General features: G+C 66.4%; 17 protein-coding genes and 1 pseudogene. 8 read left to right on the top strand and 10 right to left on the bottom strand.

All coding sequences use genetic code 11. The features are described 5' to 3' along the window. Window positions 1-84: 84 nt before the first annotated feature. Both GYH29_RS20435 and GYH29_RS20430 read left to right on the top strand, forming a co-directional pair. Window positions 85-747: a response regulator gene (locus tag GYH29_RS20435; protein WP_019104203.1), complete on the top strand. Its 663-nt coding sequence runs from the start codon at window positions 85-87 to the stop codon at window positions 745-747. Beyond that, a complete protein-coding gene (locus tag GYH29_RS20430) occupies window positions 744-2096 on the top strand; it encodes an ATP-binding protein (RefSeq protein WP_161524305.1) in 1353 nt (450 codons plus the stop codon). Before GYH29_RS20435 ends, GYH29_RS20430 begins: the two co-directional genes overlap by 4 nt. A gap of 125 nt (window positions 2097-2221) precedes the next feature. Here GYH29_RS20430 and GYH29_RS20425 read toward each other — a convergent pair whose 3' ends face one another. Beyond that, window positions 2222-2647, bottom strand: a complete 426-nt coding sequence (locus GYH29_RS20425) for a hypothetical protein (RefSeq protein WP_161524304.1) — start codon at window positions 2645-2647, stop codon at window positions 2222-2224. A gap of 50 nt (window positions 2648-2697) precedes the next feature. Continuing rightward, on the bottom strand, window positions 2698-4674 hold the full coding sequence (locus GYH29_RS20420; protein ID WP_161524303.1) for a TonB-dependent copper receptor: 1977 nt from the start codon (window positions 4672-4674) through the stop codon (window positions 2698-2700). A gap of 120 nt (window positions 4675-4794) precedes the next feature. Between GYH29_RS20420 and GYH29_RS20415 the strand changes: the two genes are divergently transcribed. From GYH29_RS20415 to GYH29_RS20400, 4 genes are all read left to right on the top strand, one after another. Beyond that, complete coding sequence (locus tag GYH29_RS20415) at window positions 4795-6072, top strand: ATP-binding protein (RefSeq protein WP_161524302.1); 1278 nt, start codon at window positions 4795-4797, stop codon at window positions 6070-6072. After that, a complete protein-coding gene (locus GYH29_RS20410; protein WP_019104198.1) occupies window positions 6072-6596 on the top strand; it encodes a response regulator transcription factor in 525 nt (174 codons plus the stop codon). Before GYH29_RS20415 ends, GYH29_RS20410 begins: the two co-directional genes overlap by 1 nt. Before the next feature lie 205 nt (window positions 6597-6801). Continuing rightward, window positions 6802-8430 carry a 3-(methylthio)propionyl-CoA ligase gene (locus GYH29_RS20405; RefSeq protein ID WP_081950259.1) on the top strand — a complete coding sequence of 543 codons (1629 nt, stop codon included), beginning with the start codon at window positions 6802-6804 and terminating at the stop codon, window positions 8428-8430. 401 nt (window positions 8431-8831) lie between these two features. Then, on the top strand, window positions 8832-10709 hold the full coding sequence (locus GYH29_RS20400; protein WP_107732898.1) for a methyl-accepting chemotaxis protein: 1878 nt from the start codon (window positions 8832-8834) through the stop codon (window positions 10707-10709). 77 nt (window positions 10710-10786) lie between these two features. On the opposite strand, the gene GYH29_RS20395 is transcribed toward GYH29_RS20400, so the two are convergent. Then, window positions 10787-11158, bottom strand: coding sequence for a CesT family type III secretion system chaperone (locus tag GYH29_RS20395; RefSeq protein WP_019104498.1), 372 nt, complete (start codon window positions 11156-11158; stop codon window positions 10787-10789). An 11-nt stretch (window positions 11159-11169) separates the two neighbouring features. Then, on the bottom strand, window positions 11170-12867 hold the full coding sequence (locus tag GYH29_RS20390; RefSeq protein WP_198001607.1) for an inositol phosphate phosphatase SopB: 1698 nt from the start codon (window positions 12865-12867) through the stop codon (window positions 11170-11172). 121 nt (window positions 12868-12988) lie between these two features. On the opposite strand from GYH29_RS20390, the gene GYH29_RS20385 reads away from it, so the two are divergent. Beyond that, window positions 12989-14839 (top strand): tetratricopeptide repeat protein, encoded by a 1851-nt coding sequence (locus tag GYH29_RS20385; RefSeq protein ID WP_161524301.1) that lies wholly within the window; start codon window positions 12989-12991, stop codon window positions 14837-14839. Between the two features lie 9 nt (window positions 14840-14848). Here the strand turns inward: GYH29_RS20385 and GYH29_RS20380 are convergent, their stop codons facing one another. The 5 genes and pseudogenes from GYH29_RS20380 to GYH29_RS20360 all read right to left on the bottom strand — a co-directional run. Then, on the bottom strand, window positions 14849-16231 hold the full coding sequence (locus tag GYH29_RS20380; RefSeq protein ID WP_043589866.1) for an FAD-binding oxidoreductase: 1383 nt from the start codon (window positions 16229-16231) through the stop codon (window positions 14849-14851). Window position 16232: 1 nt separating this feature from the next. Beyond that, the gene (locus GYH29_RS20375; RefSeq protein WP_043589867.1) at window positions 16233-16748 is read right to left on the bottom strand and encodes a cupin domain-containing protein; all 516 of its coding nucleotides are present in this window, start codon (window positions 16746-16748) and stop codon (window positions 16233-16235) included. Between the two features lie 19 nt (window positions 16749-16767). Continuing rightward, a complete protein-coding gene (locus GYH29_RS20370) occupies window positions 16768-17391 on the bottom strand; it encodes a glutathione S-transferase family protein (protein WP_161524300.1) in 624 nt (207 codons plus the stop codon). Between the two features lie 23 nt (window positions 17392-17414). Further along, complete coding sequence (locus GYH29_RS20365; protein WP_161524299.1) at window positions 17415-18899, bottom strand: sodium:solute symporter family transporter; 1485 nt, start codon at window positions 18897-18899, stop codon at window positions 17415-17417. Further along, window positions 18896-19126, bottom strand: a pseudogene (locus GYH29_RS20360) (DUF485 domain-containing protein); the annotation flags it as partial. The pseudogene GYH29_RS20360 and the gene GYH29_RS20365, both read right to left, overlap by 4 nt. Window positions 19127-19342: 216 nt before the next feature. Between GYH29_RS20360 and GYH29_RS20355 the strand changes: the two are divergent. Then, a complete protein-coding gene (locus tag GYH29_RS20355) occupies window positions 19343-19576 on the top strand; it encodes a hypothetical protein (RefSeq protein WP_043589870.1) in 234 nt (77 codons plus the stop codon). 3 nt (window positions 19577-19579) lie between these two features. Here GYH29_RS20355 and GYH29_RS20350 read toward each other — a convergent pair whose 3' ends face one another. Next, window positions 19580-20716 carry a sugar diacid recognition domain-containing protein gene (locus tag GYH29_RS20350; RefSeq protein ID WP_161524298.1) on the bottom strand — a complete coding sequence of 379 codons (1137 nt, stop codon included), beginning with the start codon at window positions 20714-20716 and terminating at the stop codon, window positions 19580-19582. Between the last annotated feature and the right edge of the window lie 126 nt (window positions 20717-20842).

Raw genomic sequence — 20842 nt, 5'->3', positions numbered from 1 at the left:
AGGTTTTGCGGCGGGCGCTTGTTACGGCGGCGAGAGCGCGCTAGGCTGCCGGGACCTTGAACGCCCGGCGGCGGGGAGACGGATATGCGGGTTTTGGTGGTGGAGGACGACGCTCAGATCGGCGACGGGTTGAAGATGGGCCTGGAGCAGCTGGGTTTCGTCGCGGATTGGTTTCGCGACGGCAAGCAGGGCCTGGCGGCGCTTGGCGCCGCGCCTTACGACGCGGTGGTGCTGGACCTGGGGCTACCGGGCATGGACGGCATGGATATCTTGTCCGCCTGGCGGCGCGGCGGCCAGGATGTGCCGGTGCTGGTGTTGACCGCGCGCGACGCGCTGGCAGACCGCGTGGGCGGCCTGGACGCCGGCGCCGACGATTACTTGGTCAAGCCGTTCGCGCTGACGGAGGTGGCGGCGCGGCTGCGCGCGCTCCATCGTCGCCGCCACGGCCAGAGCCATCCGGAATGGCGGCATGGCCGTCTCTGTCTGGACCCGGTGGCGCGCGCGGCCACGCTGGACGGCGCGCCGCTTGAGTTGACCGCGCGCGAGCTGGCGCTGCTTGAGTTGCTGCTCAGCCATAAGGGACGGGTGCTGCCGCGCGAGCTGATCGAGGACAAGCTCTACGGTTGGGGCCAGGAGCTGGAAAGCAACGCGGTGGAGGTGCATGTGCATCATTTGCGCAAGAAGCTGGGCAGCGCCTTCATCCGCACGCTGCGCGGCGTCGGCTATACCTTGGGAGATCCGGCATGAGAGGACCGCGCAGCTTGCAGGCGCGGCTATTGCTGCTGCTGTTGTTGATTGTGCCGGTGATCTGGCTGGTGGCTTCCGCCACCGCGGCCTGGTTGGCGCATGAGGAGGTGGACGAGCTGTTCGACACCCAGATGGGCCAGTTCGCCCGGCAGCTGCTGCTGGTGGATGTCGGCGACGAGGAGGTGATCGATCTGCCCAAGCTCAAGCATCTGCTCAAGCACGCGGACAAGGGGCAGTTGGACAACGACGATTTCGGCCTGGCGGTATGGGACCGCCACGGCCGGTTGCTGCTCAGCGACGGCCGCGGCCGTCGTTTCGATTTCGAGCCGGAACGGCGCGGCTTCTACGATTACCGCGGTAAGGACAGCGATCACGACTGGCGGCTGATTTACCTGGCGGCTCCGGACGGTTCGCGGCTGGTGGCGGTGGGGCAGAAGCAGGGCTTGCGACACGACATGGTGCTGAAGGTGGTGTCCGCCCAACTGCTGCCGTGGCTGCTGGGTCTGCCTGTGATGCTGTTGCTGATCCTGCTGGCGGTGCGCCGCGAACTGGGGCCGCTCAAGCGCCTGGCCGCCGGCCTCGCCCAGCGCGCGCCGGACGACAGCGAGCCGGTGTCGCGCGAGGTGCCGAGGGAAGTGATGCCGTTGGTGGACGCGCTCAACGCCTTGTTCGCTCGCATTGCCTCCACGCTGGAACATGAGCGCCGCTTCACCGCCGACGCCGCGCACGAGCTGCGCACGCCGCTGGCGGCGCTGAAAGTGCAGGCCGAGGTGTTGGAGCTGTTGCCGGACGAGGGACGGCGCAAGCATGCGCTGCGGCAGCTGATGTTGGGCATAGACCGCGCCACGAGGCTGGTGGAGCAGTTGCTGGCGCTGTCGCGGCTGGATCCGCTTAGCCGGCCGGGACAGGGGCAGCCCATCGCCTGGGCGACGCTGGCGGAGCGCTTGCTGGCGGAGATGGCGGCGGAGGCTGCGCTCAAGGGGGTGAAGCTGGAGACGGAATGGCGTTGCGTGCCGGAGCGGGCCTTGCCCTTGAGCGGCGACGAAACCCTGGTGGGGCTGATGCTGCGCAATCTGCTGGAGAACGCCATCCGCTACGGCGCCGAGGGCGGCGAGGCGCGGCTGGTGCTAGCCGAGGACGCGGTTAGCGTGCTGGACCGTGGTCCGGGCGTGGCGGCGGAATGGCTGGCACGGATACGCGAGCGCTTCTTCCGCCCGCCGGGCCAGGACGTGGCCGGCAGCGGGCTGGGGCTGTCGATCGTCGAGCGGGTGGCGGAGCTGCACGGCCTGAGGCTGAGCTTGGCCAACCGCGACGGCGGCGGGCTGGAAGCCGGCTTGAGGCGGCGCTGAGACTGCGGCAATTCGCCGCATGGGAACGCCGGGGGAATCCGGTTATGCTGGCTGCGCTGGCCCTGACGCAGCCAGCGTTCTACATTTGGTTGCGGCCCGCCGGTTTCGGCGGGCTTTCTTTTTGCCTAGTCGGGTCGGGACGGCGCGCCAAAGCGCATTAGCCAGAACAGCGCGTTGCAGACGCCGCCTGCCATGGCGCCAAGGTAGAGGTTCATCAGGTCGTTGTACAGCAGCGGTTCGGCCAGTCTGGCGTAGACGAAGGTGACCGCGCTACCGCTGAAGGCGCCGGGCAGGAAGGCGACCAAGGCCAACAGCCAGCGCGGCCATCCCTGCTGCCAGCCAGCGATGGGACGGGCCAGCAACATGCGGAGCAGGCAGAGCAGCAGACCGAATCCCAGCGCCGGGATCGCACCCATCAAATAAGCCATCATCGGCACCACGCCGCTGGCCAGCAAGGCCACCAGCGGGCCGAGCAGGATGAACAGGGTCAGGCCGCAAGCGAGGATTTTCAGATAGGGCGTTTTCATCCGGCGGGGAGGGAGCGGTGGCAAAAGGCCTCCAGCCTAGCAGACTGGAGGCACGGCGGCGAGAGGCCGCGGAATCAGAACTGTAATTGCACGCGGCCCCACACCGTACGGCCGGGCTCGTTGACCTGCAGGGTGCGGTCGTAACCGGCCACCATCGCGCCGCCCTTGCTGACGCTTTCGGCGTAGGCCTTGTTGAACAGGTTGTCCACGCCGAACAGCAGTTTTGCGTGTTTGTTCAGCCGCAGGCCGCCGTCCAGCGACACCACGCCGAAGCCCGGCGTCGCGCCGATGTCGGTGCCGACGATATTGCCCTGGCCCGGAGCCACGCGGTCCTGGCGCTGCACGCCGCGCACGGTCAGGCCGGCCGCGTATTTGCCGTTGTCCCATTTCAGCGCCGCTTTGGCGTCCAGCGGCGGAGTCTGGCCCAGCGGGCGGTTCTCATCGAGGTTGGCGGCCCAGACCCAGGCCAGGCTGCCGGACAGCGTCCATTCCGGCGCGAAGCGCCAGCTGAGGTCGCCTTCGAAACCGTAGCGGCGGGCATCGATATTGCGGGCCTTGCCGCCGATTGCGCCGGCCTCGCCTTCCACCAGAATGAAGTTCTGCACGCGGCTGGCGTAGGCGGACAGCGAGCCTTGCAGTTTGTCGTCGCGGTAGAGTAGGCCGGCGTCCAGTTGGCGGTTGGTCTCGCTGTTCAGGCTGGGGCTTTTATTGCGTTCCCAGAAGTCCGGCGCGCGTTCGGCTTGGCCCAGGCCGACGTAGCGGGTCCAACTGCCCGCCGTGTGTTCGTAGCGCAGGAAGCCGGCGTTGAGCTGGTACTGGGTTTCCTGGCGCGCTTGGGCCGGCTTGCCCATGGCCGCGGCCTTGGGCTCGAACACCGCCTGGGTCTGGTCGCGGCGCAGACCGGCAATCAGCTTGCCGCCGGCGCCCAGCGGGTGGCTGGCTTCGGCGTAGACGCCGTGATTGTCGAAGCTTTGGTTGGGCGCGCGCGGCTGGTCCACGTATTGGCCGGCATTGACGCCTTTGCCCATGCGGCTGCGGTGGCGGTCGCTGAGCCAGTCGAACCCGGCGCTCACTTCCCAGTCGCCAAACGCCATGTCGGCGGCCAGGCGGCCGGTGTCGGCGCTGCGGTCCGGGTTCATCGCGGAACGGCTGGCCGGGGCGGTCTGCGGACGCAGGGAGTAGTTGTCCATCACGTGGTCGACATAGCTATGACCCAGTTGCAGCCGCAGCGCGTCCAGCCAACCGCTGAGGTTGCGGCGCTCGGCTTTGAAGCTCCAGGCGTCGCGGTCGAACTTGCTGCCGTCCATGCCTCGGTCCGCGTAGGCGGCCTGGCCGCGGCTGCGGTCCAGAGCCAGTTCCAGCGTGGTGTCCCGGTCCGGAGTCAGTCCGGCGATCAGGGTCTGGCTGTCGCGGTCGAAGCTGGAGTGGACCTTGGCGCCGTTGCCGTCCTTGTAGTCGCCGCCGTGATTGCGGCTGGCGATGGCGCGCACATAGCCCTGGCTGGAGCCGAAGGCGGCGTCGGCGTAGACGTCGTTGCGGTCGGCGTTGCCGCCGGTCAGGCTGCCGTTGAAGCGCACGCCGGCCTCGTCGAAGCGCTTGGTCTTGCGCTCGAAGTTGACGCCGCCGCTGATCAGGCCGGGCCCGAGTTTGACGCTTTGCGGACCCTTGACCACGTTCACTTCGTCATAGGCGTCCGGGTAAAGATAGGCGGTGGGCGGGTCCATGCGGCCGCCGCAGCCGCCGAACACGAAATTGCCGTCGGCGAGAATGGCCAGGCGCGAGCCGCCCAGGCCGCGCAGCAGCGGATCGCCGGAGGCGCCGCCCTTGCGGATGACGTTGAAACCGGGCAAGCCCTTGAGCAAGCCGGCGCCGTCGGCGGACGGCAGCGGCTGGCGCGGCGCGCGCGGGTCCACCGACATTTTCAGCGGCTGTTCCTCCTTGGCGGCGGTGACCAGCACTTCCTCGCCGCGGAATTCCGGCAGCTCCTGGGCAAAGGCGTGGCCGACGGCGAGCGCCAGCGGGATAGGCAGCAAATAGTGTTTTTTAGACATTTTTTAGAAACTAACGTTAACAAATTTGAGGGTGACAATTCTAAATTGCATGATGTCCCGCCCCAATGCGGCAAAGTGTCGCAGCGCCCCTGCTTGCCGCATGGTGATAAAGTGTCGGCCATGATTGCCGGATTCCCTGTTTCCTCTCCGCGGCTGGGCCTGACCGCGGACATCGCGCGCTCGGCGCGGCTGATAGGCTGGCTGCGCTGGCTGATGTTGCTGCTGGGCTCGACGGTGGCCTTGGCCTGCTGGTGGCAGCATGTTTATCTGCCCTGGCCTTTGCTCTCCCAAGCGCTGCTGACGCTGGCCGCGGTCAACGTCTGTCTGCCGTGGTGGCTGCGCCATGGCGGCGACCCCCTGCTGGCTCTGCGCCTGGGACTGGCCGCAGACGTATTGGTGTTGACCGAACTGTTAGCTTTCACCGGCGGCGCGGCCAATCCGCTCGCTTCGCTGTTTCTGCCACCGGTGTTGTTCGCCGCCTTGCTGTCGCCAGGGCTGTTCGCCTGGGCCCTGGCGCTGGCCAGCGTCGCGGCCTACGGCCTGTTGTTCGAGTGGCATCTGTCATGGCCGGTGGACCACGGCAACGCGCTGCATATCTTTTCCATGCATTTGACCGGGATGTGGTTGAGCTTCGCGCTGTCGGCGCTGTTGATCGCCGGCTTCGTATCCTGGCTGGCGCGGCAGCTGGCGCTGCGAGAAGCGGCACTGGCGACGGCGCGGGAGACCCAGTTGCGCGACGAGCAACTGTTGGCGGTGGGCATGCAGGCGGCCGGAGCCGCCCACTCGCTGTCCACGCCGTTGAACACCATGACCCTGCTGGTGGACGAGTTGCTGGCCACCCGGCAGCGGGACGCCGAGTTGATGGAGGACTTGCGGCTGATGAAGGCGCAACTGGCCAATTGTGGCAGCGCGTTGGCGCGCTTGAAGCTGGGGTCGGAGTCCGCGCCGGGCGAGAGCGGGCTGTTCGCCGCGTTGGCCGAGCGGCTGGCCGGCTGGCGTTCATTGCGGCCGGACGTGCGGCTGGATTGGCAGGCGCCGCAGGGACCGGACCCGCTGGTGGCGCTGGACCCGGCGTTCTGGCCGGCGTTTTTCAATCTGATCAACAACGCGGCCGAGGCCGGCGGCGGAGAACTGACGGTGGCGGCGTGGCTGGAGCAGGGGGCCTTGCTGCTAGACATCGTCAACCACCAAGGCTGTTTGACCGACCAGCAGCTGGAGCGCGCCGGTCTGACCCCGTTGCCGTCCGACAAGCCGGTGGGCATGGGGCTGGGCGTGATGCTGAGCCACGCCACGCTGGCGCGGCTGGGCGGTTCGCTGCGCTTGCTGAACCGGCCGGAGGGCGGCGTGCATGCGCAGGTGCGCCTGCCCTTGCTGGTGGATGATAAGGACGGAGCCTGATGCTGGATTTTCTTTTGGTGGACGACGACGAAGCCTTTGTCGCCATTTTGGCGCGCTCGCTTAGCCGGCGCGGTTTTAAGGTGGCGGCGGCTCAGACCTCCGAGCAAGCTTTGGAACTGGCCGGCGAAGCGCCGGCGCGCATCGTGCTGGACTTGAATCTGGACGGCGACAGCGGGCTGCGCTTGCTGCCGGCGCTGCATGCCGCCTGTCCGCACAGCGCCATTCTGATCCTGACCGGCTACGCCAGCATCGCCACCGCGGTGGAGGCCACCAAGCTGGGCGCGGTGCAATACCTGGCCAAGCCGGCGACGGTGGATGAAATCCTGGCGGCTTTCGAGCAACAGCGGGCCAATCCGGAACTGCCTCTTACACCGCAACCGATGTCGCTGCGACGGGTGACCTGGGAGCATCTACAACGGGTGCTTAGCGAGAACGACGGCAATATCTCCGCCACCGCGCGCGCCTTGAACATGCACCGTCGCACTTTGCAACGGATGCTGGCGAAGAAACCGGTGAAGAGTTGAATGCGGGCCTGTTGCATTGCTACAGCGTCTTCCGACCGCCGGCAATTGGCTGGATGCGGACTGTAGCGGTCTTTGTTCTTCAATTACCGGGCAATGACGGGGGTATAAATCCGGCTTGGCCACGCCATCAGAAAAATTGATTGGAGCGTCCACTCTAGCCGCCGTATGGTGAATGTCCATAACCATGCCAATGGAGGGGACAACCATGCTTCGCGGACAGATGATGGACCGGCCTTTGCTGATTTCCGACTTGCTGCGCCACGCCGAAACCTATCACGGCGACACGCCCATCGTGTCGCGCACCGTGGAGGGGCCCATCCATCGCTACACCTATCGCGAAGCGGCGCGGCGCGCGCGCCAGCTGGCCAACGCGCTGGCGGCGCTGGGCGTGCGCCAGGGCGATTGCGTGGGTACCCTGGCCTGGAACGGCTACCGCCATTACGAAACCTATTTCGCCGTGTCCGGCTACGGCGCGGTATGCCACACGGTAAACCCGCGGCTGTTCGCGGAGCAGATCGCCTGGATCGTCAACCACGCGGAAGACAAGGTGCTGATGTTCGACCTGAGCTTCCTGCCGCTGGTGGAGCAGATCGCGTCGCAGCTGGGCACGGTGGAAACCTTCGTGTTGATGACGGACAAGGCGCATATGCCGGCGCAGACGCCGCTGGCCAACCTGCTGTGCTACGAAGACCTGGTCAACAGCCACAGCGACCAGTACCAGTGGCCGTTGCTGGACGAAAACGCAGCGTCCAGCCTGTGCTACACCTCCGGCACCACCGGCAACCCCAAGGGCGTGCTGTTCTCGCATCGTTCCACTGTGCTGCACGCCTACGGCAGCGCCTTGCCGGACAGCTTCGACATCTCGGCGCGCGCCTGCGTGATGCCGGTGGTGCCGATGTTCCATGTCAACGCCTGGGGCCTGCCTTACAGTTGCACCATGAACGGCAGCAAGCTGGTGCTGCCGGGGCCCAAGTTGGACGGGGTCAATCTGTACGAACTGATCGAAAGCGAGCAGGTGACCGTGACAGCCGGGGTGCCGACGGTGTGGATGATGCTGTTGCAGCATTGCCAGAAGAACCATCTGAAACTGCATTCCCTGAAGCGGGTGATCGCCGGCGGCTCGGCGGTGCCGGAAAGCATGATCGAACAACTGGCCGAGCACGGCGTGGAAATGCGTCAACTATGGGGCATGACCGAGCTGTCGCCATGCGGCACCACCGGCACGCCCAAGCTCAAGCATGAAGGCCTGGACCAGGCCGGACTCAACGCCTTGCTCAGCAAGCAAGGGCGGCCGATTTACGGCATCGAGCTTCGCATCGTCGACGACGCCGGCAAGCCTCTGCCGCACGACGGCGTGGCCTTCGGGAATTTGCAAGTGCGCGGCCTGTGGGTATTGTCGCAATACTTCCGCCGCGAACTGGACGCCAGCCACAGCGCCGACGGCTGGTTCAACACCGGCGACGTGGTGACCATAGACGCCGATGGTTTCATGCGCATCACCGACCGCACCAAGGACGTGATCAAGTCCGGTGGCGAGTGGATCAGCTCCATCGAACTGGAGAATATCCTGGTGGGCCACCCGGCGGTGGCGGAGGCTGCGGCCATCGGCATTCCGCATCCCAAGTGGGACGAGCGGCCGCTGATGGTGGTGGTGCTCAAGCCCGGCGCCGGGGCCACGGTGGAAGAATTGCTGGGCTTCTACGAAGGCAAGATCGCCAAGTGGTGGACGCCGGACGATGTGGTCTTTGTTGAGGAGTTGCCGCACACCGCCACCGGCAAATTGCAGAAAGTGCGGCTGCGCGAGCAGTTCCGCGATTATCGCTGGCGTTCCTGACGCCGGCGGAGGAATAGGCTGGACTGAATAGAGTAATTACGCTACAGTGGCGGCTGCACTGAAAACCGTATGGTTTTGAGGTGTTAGCCCCTCGAAATGTCGGCCGGTCCGCCGGACGACGTTTCTTCCTCGTGTTGGCCCCTGCCGTTGTCAAACCGCAGGGGGTTTTTTTGCCCGTCGCACCGGCTGGCCATGTCCCTATCCTCCTGCGTTTGATCAAACAAAATCATAATCTGTCACAACTGTACCCATATTTGATATTTATAACGGGTGACTTCCGTTAAACTGGCCGGATATAAATCAACAATAACAATTGGCTGCCAACGGTATGGGGAGTGTCGCCGGCAACGCGCGGCATTGGAGCCATGGTTGTCAATCACGCGAGAAAAAAAGGACTGTTCATGAAATCTCTTCGTAGCCGGCTGATCGCCTTGAACGCGCTATTGATGGCATTGTTCGGGCTGGTGCTCGTCGTCATCGTCTTCGTGCAGATGCGCACGGAAATACTGCAGGGTCTGGACCAGGAGTTCGAGGCCAGCCTTAAGGGGCAAAGCTCGGTGGTGACCACCTGGCTGGGAGAGAAGAAGCAGCAAATCGTCGCGCAAAGCACAATGGCGTCCGAGTCCGACGCCATTCGTTTTCTGAAAACCGGCGCCAAGGCCGGCGGCTTCAACGTGAACTACGCCGGCTACGCCGACGGCCGGTCGCTGTTTTCCGATGACTGGACCGCGCCGGCGGACTACAAGGTAGCCGACCGCGATTGGTACAAGCGCGCGAAGGATAGCGGCCAGGCCGTGGTGACCGACCCGTACCTGGACGAAGCCACCAAGAAACTGACGGTGACCATTTCCGCGCCCTTCAACCACAACGGCGCTTTCGCCGGCGTGGTGGGCGGCGACGTGATGGTGGACGCGCTGGTGAAATCGGTACTGGGCCTGAAGGTGCGCGGCAACGGCTACGCCTTCATCATGGACAAGAAGGGCACGGTGATCGCCCATCCGCAAACCGACCTGGCCTTGAAGCCCATCACCAGCGTGGCGCCGGAACTGACGCCAGAGCGCTTGGCCGACATCGTTAGCCACGACCAGGCGTCGGAAGTGCAGATCGGGGGCCAGGCCATGTTGCTGTCCGCGCAGGAAATCCCCGGCACCAACTGGGTGATGGCCTTGGCGGCGGACCGCGCCACCGTGCTGGCGCCGTTGACCACCTTGCTGTACACCATCGCCGGCCTTACCGCGCTGGTGTTTGTGCTGATGATTCCGTTGGCGAGCCTGGTGATCGGCCGCATGTTGGCCGGTTTGGTGCGCCTGAAAAACGCGATGGAGGACATTTCCCACGGCGAAGGCGATCTGACCTTGCGGTTGAAGGACGACGGCCAGGATGAGATAGCCGCCACCGCGCGCGCCTTCAACACCTTTGTCGCTCAATTGGCCCAGCTGTTCCGCGGCCTGAAGCAGGACGCCGCAGGGGTGGTCAACGGGGTGCAGGACGCCAGTCAGTTGGTGGCCGGCGTGGCGGACAGCTCGCGCCACATTTCGGACGTGTCCTCGTCCAACGCGGCCACGCTGGAGCAGATCACGGTGTCGATCTCCCACATCGCGGACAGCGCGCGCCAGGCGGACGAACTGACCAGCCTGACCGGCGCCAGCCTGGAAGCCAGCGCCAGCAATATGCAGCGCCTGTCCAGCGGTATGGAGGGCACGGTGCAGTCGGTGCGCGGCCTGGAGTCCATGCTGTCCTCGCTGGACAAGCGCTCGCAGGAAATCTCCGGCATCACCAATGTGATTCGCGACATCGCGGACCAGACTAATCTGTTGGCCTTGAACGCGGCGATCGAGGCGGCGCGCGCCGGCGAACAGGGCCGCGGCTTCGCCGTGGTGGCCGACGAAGTGCGCAAGCTGGCCGAGCGCACCGCCCAGGCCACGCTGGAGATATCCAATATGGTCAGCGCGATCCGCGACGAAACGGGCCGCGCGGTCAACGACGTCAACCAGACCGTGGCCGCGGTGGACGAGGGCGTGGAACTGACCCGAGAAGCCGTGGCCAAGATAGAGGAAATCCGCGCCTCCATGCTGGACGTGGTGGCCAAGATGAACGAGATTTCCGATTCCACCAGCGAACAGCACAAGGCGACCACCTTGATCGCGCAAAGCTCGGAGGCGATCAACGGCCATGTGCTGGAAAACGACGACTCCTTGCAGAACGTCAGCAGCACACTGACCGGCTTGTCGCTCAATGCCAGCAAGATGAATGCGGAGTTCAACAAGTTCCGCCTCTAAACAATGTTCATAGTCGGCGGCTGACGCGAGAAACGGCCGGGGAGGTTTGCTCCCCGGCCGTTTTCATGTGTCGCCTATCAGCCGGCTTGCGCATCCAAGCGGCCGCCCAGCCCCAGATCGACCTGCAGGCCGCGGGCGGCTCCGACCAGGAACTCCAACCCGGCTTGCAGTTCGGCGCCGCTGCTGTCGTCCGGCAGCCGCAGCAGCGCCAGCAGCAGCTCGCCGTCAGCGTCCGCCGCCAGCGTGACCCGATTGGCGAAGTTGTGCTGCAACAGGCGCTGCAGCGTGCCGGCATCGGTGGGCAGCGCGCCCAGCGGGCACACCATTTCCAAGCCGGCGGCGCTTTCCTCGAAGTGCACCGCGAAGTCGTCGCCGAAGAACAGCACCGGCTCCTCGTCGTCCAGCGTCAGTCCCAAGGTGTCGTACAAACTGAGCATCAGCGTATTCATCGCGCACCTCCTCAGGATTTGAGCAGGGTGGATAAGCCCTGCGCCTGCTGCCAGGCCGCGACGTCGCCGACACGCCGGGCGTAGGACAGATTGAGCAGCGAGCCGAAGGGTAGCTGCTTCATCACCTTGTTGCCGGGCGCGCCGGTGTTGTAGGCCTGCACTTCCAGATTGCCGCCCTGGGTCAGCACCTTGCCGAACAGCTCGCGCATCTCCGGGTCCAGCGCCACTCCCGGCCGGCTGGGCGCGCGTCCCTGATGCTGGGCAATCGCCTCGCGCTTGATCTCCGCATCCAGCATGCCGGTGCGATCCTTGCCGCTCTTGCAGTTCCAGCACGGCACCGCGCCGATCTCGAAGGCCAGCATCGCTACCCGTTGCGCAGCCTTGTAAGGCTCGCCGCCGTCGCTGCGGTGGGATTGCTTTGCCCAGATTTCCTGAAGCTGCATGGCCATGATTTCGACCTGCTTCTTATTGGCCGGGTTTTGCGCCAGGTAGTCGCCCACCCAGCCGCCTGGGGCTTTACCCGGCTTCAGATCCAGACCCAACAATTGATGCAAGGCTTCGAGGTTGAGCTTGTCGGATTCTTTGTGGCCCATGCCCAGCTTGAGCGCCAGTTCGTTGACGCCGAAATTGAAGGCGGCCACCTCCAGGTTCACCCTGACGGGTTGCAGCTCGCCATCGGCGTTTTTGATTTGCAGCGTTAGCGGTTGCGGCGCCGATGTCAAAGCGCGCCAGGCGCCGATCTGGTCGCGCAGCATGCCGCTTTCGCCGCCCAGACCCGGCGTCACCAGCGCGGTGGAGGTCAGCCGCAGGGTGACGGTGTCGCCGGCCAGCGCTTGTTGCAGCTTGTCGGGCTGTGAGAACAGCGCGGCGGTGGCGACTTCGGTCGCGCGCTGGCGGGCGCCGTCCTGGCGCAGCGTGGCGTCTTCCACGCCGTAAGGTGACAGAATGCCGTGGCGGATGCCTTTGAACAGGGTCTGGCCGGCATCGTCCTTCAGTTCGGACTGCCACAGATTGGCCGCGTGGCGGGTTTCGGTGGTGGACGCGGAGCAGACGCCGTGGTCGTGGTAGCGGTTGGGGAAGATGTCGCCGGAGGCGCTCAGCTTCATCTGGCCGGCCGGGGTCAGGGTGCAGCTGTAGCCGCGCTCATTGTGTTGCACCTGGGTTGCCACCGTCTGCCACGGGCGCTGGTTCAACAAGCGGGTGCTGGCCTCTTGTAAGGCGAACTTGGCGGCGTGGCGGGCCTGCTTGGCTGAATGGCCGAGCCGCATCAAGGCGCTGGCAACCAACTCTTTTACCTGAAGTTGCTGTTGCAAGCAGGCATCCATTTCCTGTCGTTGCGCGGTGAGCCCCATCGAGATGGGAACCGCGGGCAATTGTTGCTTCATAGCCCGCAGGGCACTGGTTTCGGGGCTGTTACGACATCCTAAGTCGCTTAGGAGCTGGATGGCGGTATTCAACCTGTGGGTTTGCAGCGTGTACAAGCCATGCAGTGAGCGCGAGGACGCCTGCGAGGCTTGTGCATGCTGGCTCAGGTGGCTGAGCCAGCCGCCGGCGGGTTCCACGCGTTGGATGCCGGCGGCGTTGAGTTTGCGCGGCGCCGGCGCACTGCCGGCAACGGGAGCGGACTGGGCTTGGGGGGCGGCTTGGGCGTTATTGCCGTGCATCCAGTGAGAGGGGCGTAGTGCTTGGAGGAAATTCAGGCGGAGCATGATAAAGGACATTTCATCAAGAAGAGATGCTGGTTACTATGCGGGAGACGATATTCCGCTGATTTCAAAAAGCGCTTATCGGGACGACGCCGGCCAGGCGCGTTCCGGGCGCCGACAATTTATGACTGAATCGACTTCCGACGCCCTGCGCGCAGGCGCCTTGCTGGCCGCCGGCGACCTGCACGGCGCGCTGCTGGCCGCGCAAAGCGGCTTGCAGGCCCAGGCAGACAACGCAGAATTGTGGAACCTGCTGGGCGTGTGCGCCGTGCGGCTGGAGCAACTGGCGATGGCCGAGCAGTGTTGGCGCCAGGCGCTGCAATGCGATCCGCGGACTCCGGACGCGCATTACAATCTGGGCCGCTGTCTGATGGCGCAGGGCCAGCTGGCGCAGGCGGAGGCGCATTACCGCGCGGAACTGGCGCAACGCCCGGAGCACGCCGCCTGCCAAGGCAATCTGGGGGTGTTGTTGGAGGAGGCGGGGCGGCTGGATGAGGCCGAGGCCCAATATCGGCAGGCCTTGCGCTTGCGGCCGCAGTCCGCCGCTCATTGTTTCAACCTAGGCCGTTTATTGTATCGGCAGCAACCGGAAGAGGCCGAGGACTGGCTGCGCCGGGCATTGGCCTGCGCGCCGGACGATGTCGACGCGCTCAATCTGCTGGGACAGCTGCTGGCGGAGCGCGGCGAGCGGGGCGAGGCGGAAACGCTGTTGCGCCGGGCGTTGGCGCTGGAGGCGAGCCATGCCGGCGCGCTGACCAATCTGGGTTTGCTGTTACAGGCTCAGCGGCGTTGGGCCGAGGCGGAAGCCTGCTTGAGCGCGGCGGCGGAGCGAACACCGGAACAGGCGCAGGTGCTGGGCAATCTGGCCTTATGCTTATGGCGCCAAGGGCGCAGCGCTGAGGCGGAGCCGCTGGCGCGCCGGGCCTTGACGCTGGAACCGGCTGGCGCGGAAGCGCATCAGCAATTGGCGCTGGCTCTGGCGCAGCAAGGCGCTTGGGATGAGGCCGAGGCGACGTTGCGCGCCGGGTTGGACGCTCAGCCGCTGCACGCCGGGCTGCGTCGCAATCTGGGCTATCTGCTGCTGACCCTGCGGCGCTGGGGAGAAGGCTGGCCCTTGCACGAGGCCCGGCTGGAAACCGTGCCGTCTCCGGCTTTGATGTCGCCGCGCTGGCGCGGCGAGGCATTGACCGGACGTCGTCTGCTGCTGTGGTTCGAGCAGGGCTACGGCGACGCCTTGCAGATGGCGCGTTACTTGCCGCCGCTGTTGCAGCGTTCGCCAGGGAGCGTGGTCGCCGCCTGCCGGCCGGCCTTGCTGCCCTTGTTGGCGGCTCAGGGCTGGCCAGTGGAGTGCTTGTCGATCTCCGACCTGGGCGGGCCGTGGCCCGAGCACGATTGTCATGTATTTTCGATGAGCTTGCCCGGTTTGTTGCAACCGGAGCCGATGCCGGAGCCGGCGTATCTGCGCGCCGACTCAGCCGGCCGCGCCGCCTGGCGCGCGCGCTTGCCGGCCGGCGGATGCAAAGTGGGGCTGGTGTGGCGCGGCAGACCGGAGCATGAATTCGACCATTGCCGCTCTTTGCCGGATCTGGAAACGCTGAATCCGTTGCTGACAGCGCCAGGGATCACCTGGCTGGCCTTGCAGCCGGAGTTGAACGAGACGGAGCGCGACTGGCTGCGCGCGCGCGGCGTGGAGGCACTGGGAGATGAACTGACGGACTTCGCCGCCAGCGCCGCCTTGCTGGCGGAATTGGACGGGCTGGTGACGGTGGACACCGCCTTCGGCCACCTGGCCGGCGCCTTGGGACTGCCCTGCGCCTTGTTGCTGTCGGCCGATCACACCGACTGGCGCTGGGGGCTGGACAGCGAAACCACGCCCTGGTACCCGGAGCATCGCTTGTTCCGCCAAAGCGAGCCGGGCGATTGGACCGAGCCGTTGGCGCGGGTCCTGTCGGCGGGTTTCGGCGCTAGCGCCTGAGCCGGCGGCTTACAGCCATTTGCCCGGATTCATCAAGCGCTCCGGGTCCAGCGCGGCTTTGAGCGTGCGCATCAACTCCAGCGCCAGCGGGTTCTTGTAGCGTTCCAGCCATTGCGGTTTGAGCTGGCCTATGCCGTGTTCGGCCGCCAGCGTGCCGCCCAGCCGGTAGACGTGGTCGTAGACTATGGCGTTGACCGCGGGCTCGTCGTCGAACAGATCGACGTTGCCGGGCCGGGTGTAGCTGATGTTGTAATGCAAATTGCCGTCGCCGGCGTGACCAAAGGCGACGATGCGCACGCCGGGGTAAGCCTGGCGCAGGGCGGCGCCGCAGTCGCGCACCAGTTGCGGCAAGGCCGAGGTGGGCACTGCGATGTCGTGCTTGATGCTGGGGCCGTCTTGTTTCTGGATTTCCGAAATCTCCTCGCGCAGCAGCCACAGCTTGCGTCGCTCGGCCTCGCTTTGCGCCACCACCCCGTCGCGCGGGGTCTGCCCGGCCAGCCAGTCCAGCAGAGCCTCGTTCAGCGCGGAGTCGTCGCCGCCATCGGACAACTCGATCAACAGCAGCCACGGCGCGGTGAACGGCAACTGGCCGGGCCGGTGGCGTGCTATCGCTTGTTGGCAATCGGCCTCGATCACCTCGAAGGCGGTGAGGCGGTCGTCGAAGCGTTGGCGCAGGCCGTTGAGCCAGCGAATGGCGGTTTCGATGTCGTCGACGCCGATCAGCGCCGTGGCGCGGGCGCTGGGCAGCGGGAACAGCTTGAGCGTGGCGGCGGTGATCAGGCCCAGTTGTCCCTCTGCGCCGATGAACCATTGCTTCAGATCCAGGCCGGTGGTGTCTTTGCGCAGGCCGGCCAGCGCGTCCAGCACCCGGCCGTCCGGCAGTACCACTTCCAGGCCCAGCGTCAGTTCGCGCATGGTGCCGTAGCGCAGCACCGCCACGCCGCCGGCGTTGGTGGACAGGTTGCCGCCGATCTGGCAACTGCCTTCCGAGGCCAGCGACAGAGGAAACAGCCGGCCGGCCTGCTCCGCCGCCAGTTGCACTTCGCGTAGGGTGGCGCCGGCCTCCACGGTGATGGCGTTGTTGTCCGCGTCCAGCCTGCGCACGGCGCGCAGGCGCCGCATCGCCACCACCAATTGGCGGCCGCTGGCGTCAGGCGTGGCTGCGCCGCAGGTGGAGGTGTTGCCGCCTTGCGGCACGATGGCCACCTGATGGCGGCGGCAGAGCTTGACCAGCTCGGCGGCCTCGGCTGTGCTGCCGGGCAGCGCCACCGCCAGCGGGAAGCCCTGGTAGCGGCGGCGCCAGTCCAGGGTGTAGGGCGCGGTGTCGGCGGTGTCGGTCAGCAGATGGGCCGGGCCGATCAGAGCCGCGACGGCCTGGAGAAAATCGTGCATGTCAGAAAGGGCCTCCGGCTGCGCGCAGCAGGTCGGGTAGGCCGTCGTGGTCGCCCAAGGGCCGCTCCGGCGCGTCGCTCCAGTGCAAAGGGCCGATGGCGGCGTTGCGCGCCGGGTGCAGCGGGTAGTGCACCTGGTTGTCGGCGCGGTTGACGTCGCCGACGCAGAGCAGGCGCACGGGCTGCGCGGTGTTGTTGATGAAGGTGTGAGCCAGGCCGGTGCCAGCCTTGAAGCCGACTGAATCGCCCGGCCGCAGCCGGTGCAGCGCGCCGTCCAGCCAGACGTCGGGCTCGCCTTCCAGTACATGGACGAATTCATCCTCGGTTTTTTCGGCGTGCGGCCAACTGGTGCGCTGGCCCGGCGCCAAGAGTTCGTGATGGATGCCCAGCCGGGCGAAACCGTAATGCTTGCCCAGCGCAGCGCCGCGCGCCAGCGGCTCCCGGCTGTCGGGGTAGCTTTGCGAGTCGGCTTCGATCAACTCGCTCCAGTGTCGGATGCAATCAGGACGGGGGGACATGACGGGGCTCCGTGGGCGCTCAGTCGGGAATATCCGGGGCCATCAGCACGTCTGGGTGCTGCCAGCCCGGCTGTTGGGCGATGCGTTCCAGCCAGGCCTGGACCCGCGGCCAGCCGGCGATGTCGAGGCCGGCGTCGGCCAGCCACCATAGATAGGCGCTGGCGGACAGGTCGGCGATGCTCGGCCGCTGGCCGGCGAGATAGGGTTGTTCGGCCAGCGCGGTGTCCAGAGTGTCCAGGTCGGCGCGCGCGCGCTGTTCCAGCCAGGCCTCCACTTCCGGCTGCGGCAGGCGGTTCAGCCGCGACCAGCGCAGATTGGGCACCGACAGGCCAATGCGGTTGGCTTCCCAGCTTAGCCATTCGCGCACGGTTTCCCGGCTGCCGTGCTCGCCGCTGAGCTGACCGAAATTATTGGCCAGCCATTGCAGGATGGCGTTGGACTGACAGAGCGCGGTGCCGTCGGCCACCAGCACCGGCACTTCGCCGAAGCGGCTGGCGGCGCGGAAGTCCTCCGGGCGCTGCTCGCGCGGCACGGCCAGGTCCACGTGGACGTAATCATGGGAAACGTCGGCCAGCATCAGCGCCAGGCGGACTTTGTAGCTGTGGCCGGACAGGCGATTGCCGTAAAGGGTGAGTGTGGTCATGAGCGTCAGGGTTGATTCGAAGTTTAGCTAGTCGATGATACCGCCGTTGCGCCGCGGCGCGAACCCAGCCAGGCCAGCGCAAAGGCCAGCGGCACCGAGAACAAGGCCGGGTTGGCGTAAGGGAACAGCGGCTTGGCGTGGCCCAGCGCGCCCACCCATACCGCCGGGCCGGCCACGATCAGCGTCACCGCGGCGGCCAGCCCGCCCAGGCTGCCCCACAGCGCGCCGCGCGCGCTGAGGCCGGGCCAGTGCAGGGCGAGCAGCTGCACCGGGAAATTGGCGGAGGCGGCGATGGCGAAGGCCAGGCCCATCAGGAAAGCGATGTTTTGCTGCTGGAACAGCGTGGACAGCAGCAGCGCCAGCAGACCCAGACCGACGGTGGCCCATCGCGATACCCGCAGTTCGGCGTTGGCATCGGCTCGGCCGCGCCGCCACCAGGCGGCGTAGAGATCGTGACTGATGGCGCTGGCGCCGGCCATGGCCAGGCCGGCCACCACCGCCAGGATGGTGGCGAAAGCCACCGCCGCCACCAGGCCCTGCCAGGCCGGCCCGCCCAGCAGGGTGGCCAGATGGATGGCGGCCATATTGCCGCCGCCCAGCAGCTTGCCGGCGGCGTCATGGAAACCGGGCTCCGGCGTCACCAAGGCCAGGGCGCCGTAGCCAATGACGATGTTGACGGCGAAGAACAGTGCGATCAGGCCGGTGGCGAAGCAGGCGGACTGACGCGCGGCGCGGCGGTCCGGCACGGTGAAGAAGCGCATCAGCACATGGGGCAGGCCGAGCAGACCCAGGCACAGGCCCAGGCCTAGCGACAACACTTCCAGCGGCTCGCTCAGCGCCGGGCTAGGCAGGAAGGCCTGCGGCCCGCGCAGCGCCTCGACTGCGGCGAACAGCCGCGCCGGATCGCCGCCAAAGCGCGCCAGCACGCCGCCAGCCAGCAGCAGCGCGCAGACGAACATCAGCGCCGCCTTGACCATCTGCACCCAGGTGGTGGCCAGCATGCCGCCCAGCGCCACGTAGAGAACCATCAGCGCGCCGACCAGGCTTACGGCGGCCAGATAGGGCAGGCCGAACAACAGCTCGATCAGCTTGCCGGCCCCCACCATCTGCACGATCAGGTAGAACAGCGTCACCGTCAGCGAGTTGACGCTGGCGGCCAGCCGCACCCCGTCGTGGTCGAAGCGCCGGCCCAGCACTGCGGCGGCGGTGTAGCAGCCGCTGCCGCGCAGCTTCTCCGCCAGCAACAGCAGTAATAGCGGCCAGCCGGCCAGGGTGCCGACGGCGTAGGCCAGCGAATCGTAGCCCTGGGACAAATACATGCCGGCGGCACCGAGGAAGGCCGCCGCGGACAGATAATCGCCGGCCAGTGCCAGCCCGTTCTGCCAGCCGCGGATGCGGCCGCCGGCGGTGTAGAAATCGCCGGTCGAGGCGGTGCGCCGCGCGGCGGCGGCGGTGATGGCCAGGGTCAGCAGCACGAACAATAGGAAAAAGGCGGAGGCGTGGCTCATGAAGGCTCCGAGTCGTCGGCGCGGCCGGCGGCCAGCGCGTAGCCGGCGGCCAGCAGGAAGAACAGCAGGAACATGGCCAGCGCGAGCAGGACGGACGCCGGCCAGCCGGCGAGCTTGGCTTCCAGCCAGGCCGGGCGCAGCGCCAGCAGCAGGTAGTAGCCCAGGCAGCCGGCGGCGGCGGTCCAGGCCAGCCGGCGGGAGAGTGAGGTGGTCCGCGTCATGGCAGCGAATTCGGGAGAAAAGCGCTAGTGTAGCGCATCCGGTCGCGCAGATGCCTTCCGGCCCGGGGACGACGACGCCTTGCTGGCCGGCATGATGGCGCAGATGGAGAAAACCACCGCGCAGGCCGGCGCTGCCATCGACGAAGCCTTGAGCTATGTAGAAGCTTCCAACCGCCGCATCGCGGCGATGGAAGCGCGCGCCAGCGGCAAGCGGGTGGCGTGATGGGCGTGGGCGACAAGATGTGGGACGCGCTGACCACCGTGATCAAGATGAACGACAAGGTGGAGCGCATGGCCGGCGCGCTGAAAAGCCAGCAGGCTAAGATTGAAAGCCTGACCGAGCGCGTGATCCGCTTGGAGACTCTGCTGGAAATCGCGCTGGCGCAGCAGGGGGCCAAGCCGGCGCGGCTCAAGCGCATAGGCCGGCAGCCTGAAGCCGATGCCGGCGGTGAGTGAGTTTCAGCCCAGCAGCAGCGCGACGTAGAGCCGGAAACGGTCCTCGTGGCGCTCCAGATCCAGGCCGGTGATTTCGGCGATGCGGTCCAGCCGGTAGTCCAGCGTGTTGCGGTGGATGTGCAGCGCCCGCGCGGTGGCGCCGGGATGCGATTGATGGGCGAACCAGGCTTCGGCGGTGCGGCGCAGCCCGCTCTTGCCGGCTTGCTCCAGCCGTTGTAGCGGCTGCCGCAATTGTTGGGCCTGCCAGCCGTGGTCGAGGCCGGACAGCAACACGGGCAGCGCCAGTTCGTAATAGCTGTGCGCCCGCTTTTTGGGCTGCCGTTGCCGGCCGATGCGCGCGGCGGCGCGCGCGCTGAGGCAGGATTGGGCCGCGCCGTCCCGGCCGGGTAGCGCAATGCCCATGCCCAGGCGGAAGCCGGGAGTGTCCATCTCCTCCAGCCAGCCTGCCAGCGCGCTCAGCCGGCGTTGCAGCAGCGCTTCGCGCTCGGCTTCGCCGTTTTCCTCGCAGGCCTCCACCAGCACCAGTTCGTAAGGGCCGGTGGCCGCGCTAAGCAGTCGCGGCCAGCGTGCGGCCAACGCTGATTGCAACTGCTGCAGCGTTGCCTGGGCCTGATCGGCGGCCAAGTTATCCTCGTCCAGTTGCAGGCTCAGCACCACATGAGGTTGTTCCAGCCTTAGCCCCAGCCGCTGCGCCCAAGCGTCCAGCGCCGGGCCGGGTTCGCCTCGTATCCATTCCAGCACAAAAGCTTCGCGCTGGCGCGCATCGTGTTGCAGCGCCCGCTGCAACTGGGCCTGCTCCAGAATCATCTCGGCGGTGAGCCGCACCAATTCGCCAAACTGGCGCACCTGCTCCGGCTGGCCGGTAAGGCCGACCACGCCCGCGATACGACCGTCCACATGCAAGGGCAGGTTGATGCCGGGGCGGGAGCCGTGCAGTTTGCCGGCGGTGACGTCGTCGATTTCCACCGTGCGCCGCTGCGCCAGCGCCAGCAGCGCGCCATCGTGCAATTGCCCCAGCCTGTCGGAGTCGCCGCTGCCCAGGATTGCGCCTTGGGCATCCATTACATTCACGTTGAAAGGGATGATGCGCATGGTGCGGCTGACGATGTCTTGCGCCAGTTCCGTGGTCAGAATGGACATGGACACTCCCGTTGATGTGCTTTTGCCCAATATATCCGTGGATTGATCCGATATAAATAGTGCGTTTGCATGAAGCATTTTCCGAGCGCGCTGACCAGAATGGGCGGCACAATACAAAAACAATAT

This window comes from Chromobacterium haemolyticum (genome assembly GCF_009936155.1).
Lineage (GTDB): Bacteria > Pseudomonadota > Gammaproteobacteria > Burkholderiales > Chromobacteriaceae > Chromobacterium > Chromobacterium haemolyticum.
The sequence above is the reverse complement of the archived record's forward strand: the minus strand, read 5'-3'. Positions and strand labels throughout refer to the sequence as shown.

What these genes read in the sequence shown, in the direction of transcription:
- GYH29_RS20355 (WP_043589870.1), top strand. Translation starts at nt 19,343, where the DNA reads ATGGGCGTGGGCGACAAGATGTGGGACGCGCTGACCACCGTGATCAAG.
- GYH29_RS20435 (WP_019104203.1), top strand. Translation starts at nt 85, where the DNA reads ATGCGGGTTTTGGTGGTGGAGGACGACGCTCAGATCGGCGACGGGTTG.
- GYH29_RS20375 (WP_043589867.1), bottom strand. Translation starts at nt 16,748, where the DNA reads ATGTCCCCCCGTCCTGATTGCATCCGACACTGGAGCGAGTTGATCGAA.
- GYH29_RS20410 (WP_019104198.1), top strand. Translation starts at nt 6,072, where the DNA reads ATGCTGGATTTTCTTTTGGTGGACGACGACGAAGCCTTTGTCGCCATT.
- GYH29_RS20395 (WP_019104498.1), bottom strand. Translation starts at nt 11,158, where the DNA reads ATGAATACGCTGATGCTCAGTTTGTACGACACCTTGGGACTGACGCTG.
- GYH29_RS20415 (WP_161524302.1), top strand. Translation starts at nt 4,795, where the DNA reads ATGATTGCCGGATTCCCTGTTTCCTCTCCGCGGCTGGGCCTGACCGCG.
- GYH29_RS20385 (WP_161524301.1), top strand. Translation starts at nt 12,989, where the DNA reads ATGACTGAATCGACTTCCGACGCCCTGCGCGCAGGCGCCTTGCTGGCC.
- GYH29_RS20370 (WP_161524300.1), bottom strand. Translation starts at nt 17,391, where the DNA reads ATGACCACACTCACCCTTTACGGCAATCGCCTGTCCGGCCACAGCTAC.
- GYH29_RS20420 (WP_161524303.1), bottom strand. Translation starts at nt 4,674, where the DNA reads ATGTCTAAAAAACACTATTTGCTGCCTATCCCGCTGGCGCTCGCCGTC.
- GYH29_RS20365 (WP_161524299.1), bottom strand. Translation starts at nt 18,899, where the DNA reads ATGAGCCACGCCTCCGCCTTTTTCCTATTGTTCGTGCTGCTGACCCTG.
- GYH29_RS20380 (WP_043589866.1), bottom strand. Translation starts at nt 16,231, where the DNA reads ATGCACGATTTTCTCCAGGCCGTCGCGGCTCTGATCGGCCCGGCCCAT.
- GYH29_RS20405 (WP_081950259.1), top strand. Translation starts at nt 6,802, where the DNA reads ATGCTTCGCGGACAGATGATGGACCGGCCTTTGCTGATTTCCGACTTG.
- GYH29_RS20430 (WP_161524305.1), top strand. Translation starts at nt 744, where the DNA reads ATGAGAGGACCGCGCAGCTTGCAGGCGCGGCTATTGCTGCTGCTGTTG.
- GYH29_RS20350 (WP_161524298.1), bottom strand. Translation starts at nt 20,716, where the DNA reads ATGTCCATTCTGACCACGGAACTGGCGCAAGACATCGTCAGCCGCACC.
- GYH29_RS20400 (WP_107732898.1), top strand. Translation starts at nt 8,832, where the DNA reads ATGAAATCTCTTCGTAGCCGGCTGATCGCCTTGAACGCGCTATTGATG.
- GYH29_RS20390 (WP_198001607.1), bottom strand. Translation starts at nt 12,867, where the DNA reads ATGCTCCGCCTGAATTTCCTCCAAGCACTACGCCCCTCTCACTGGATG.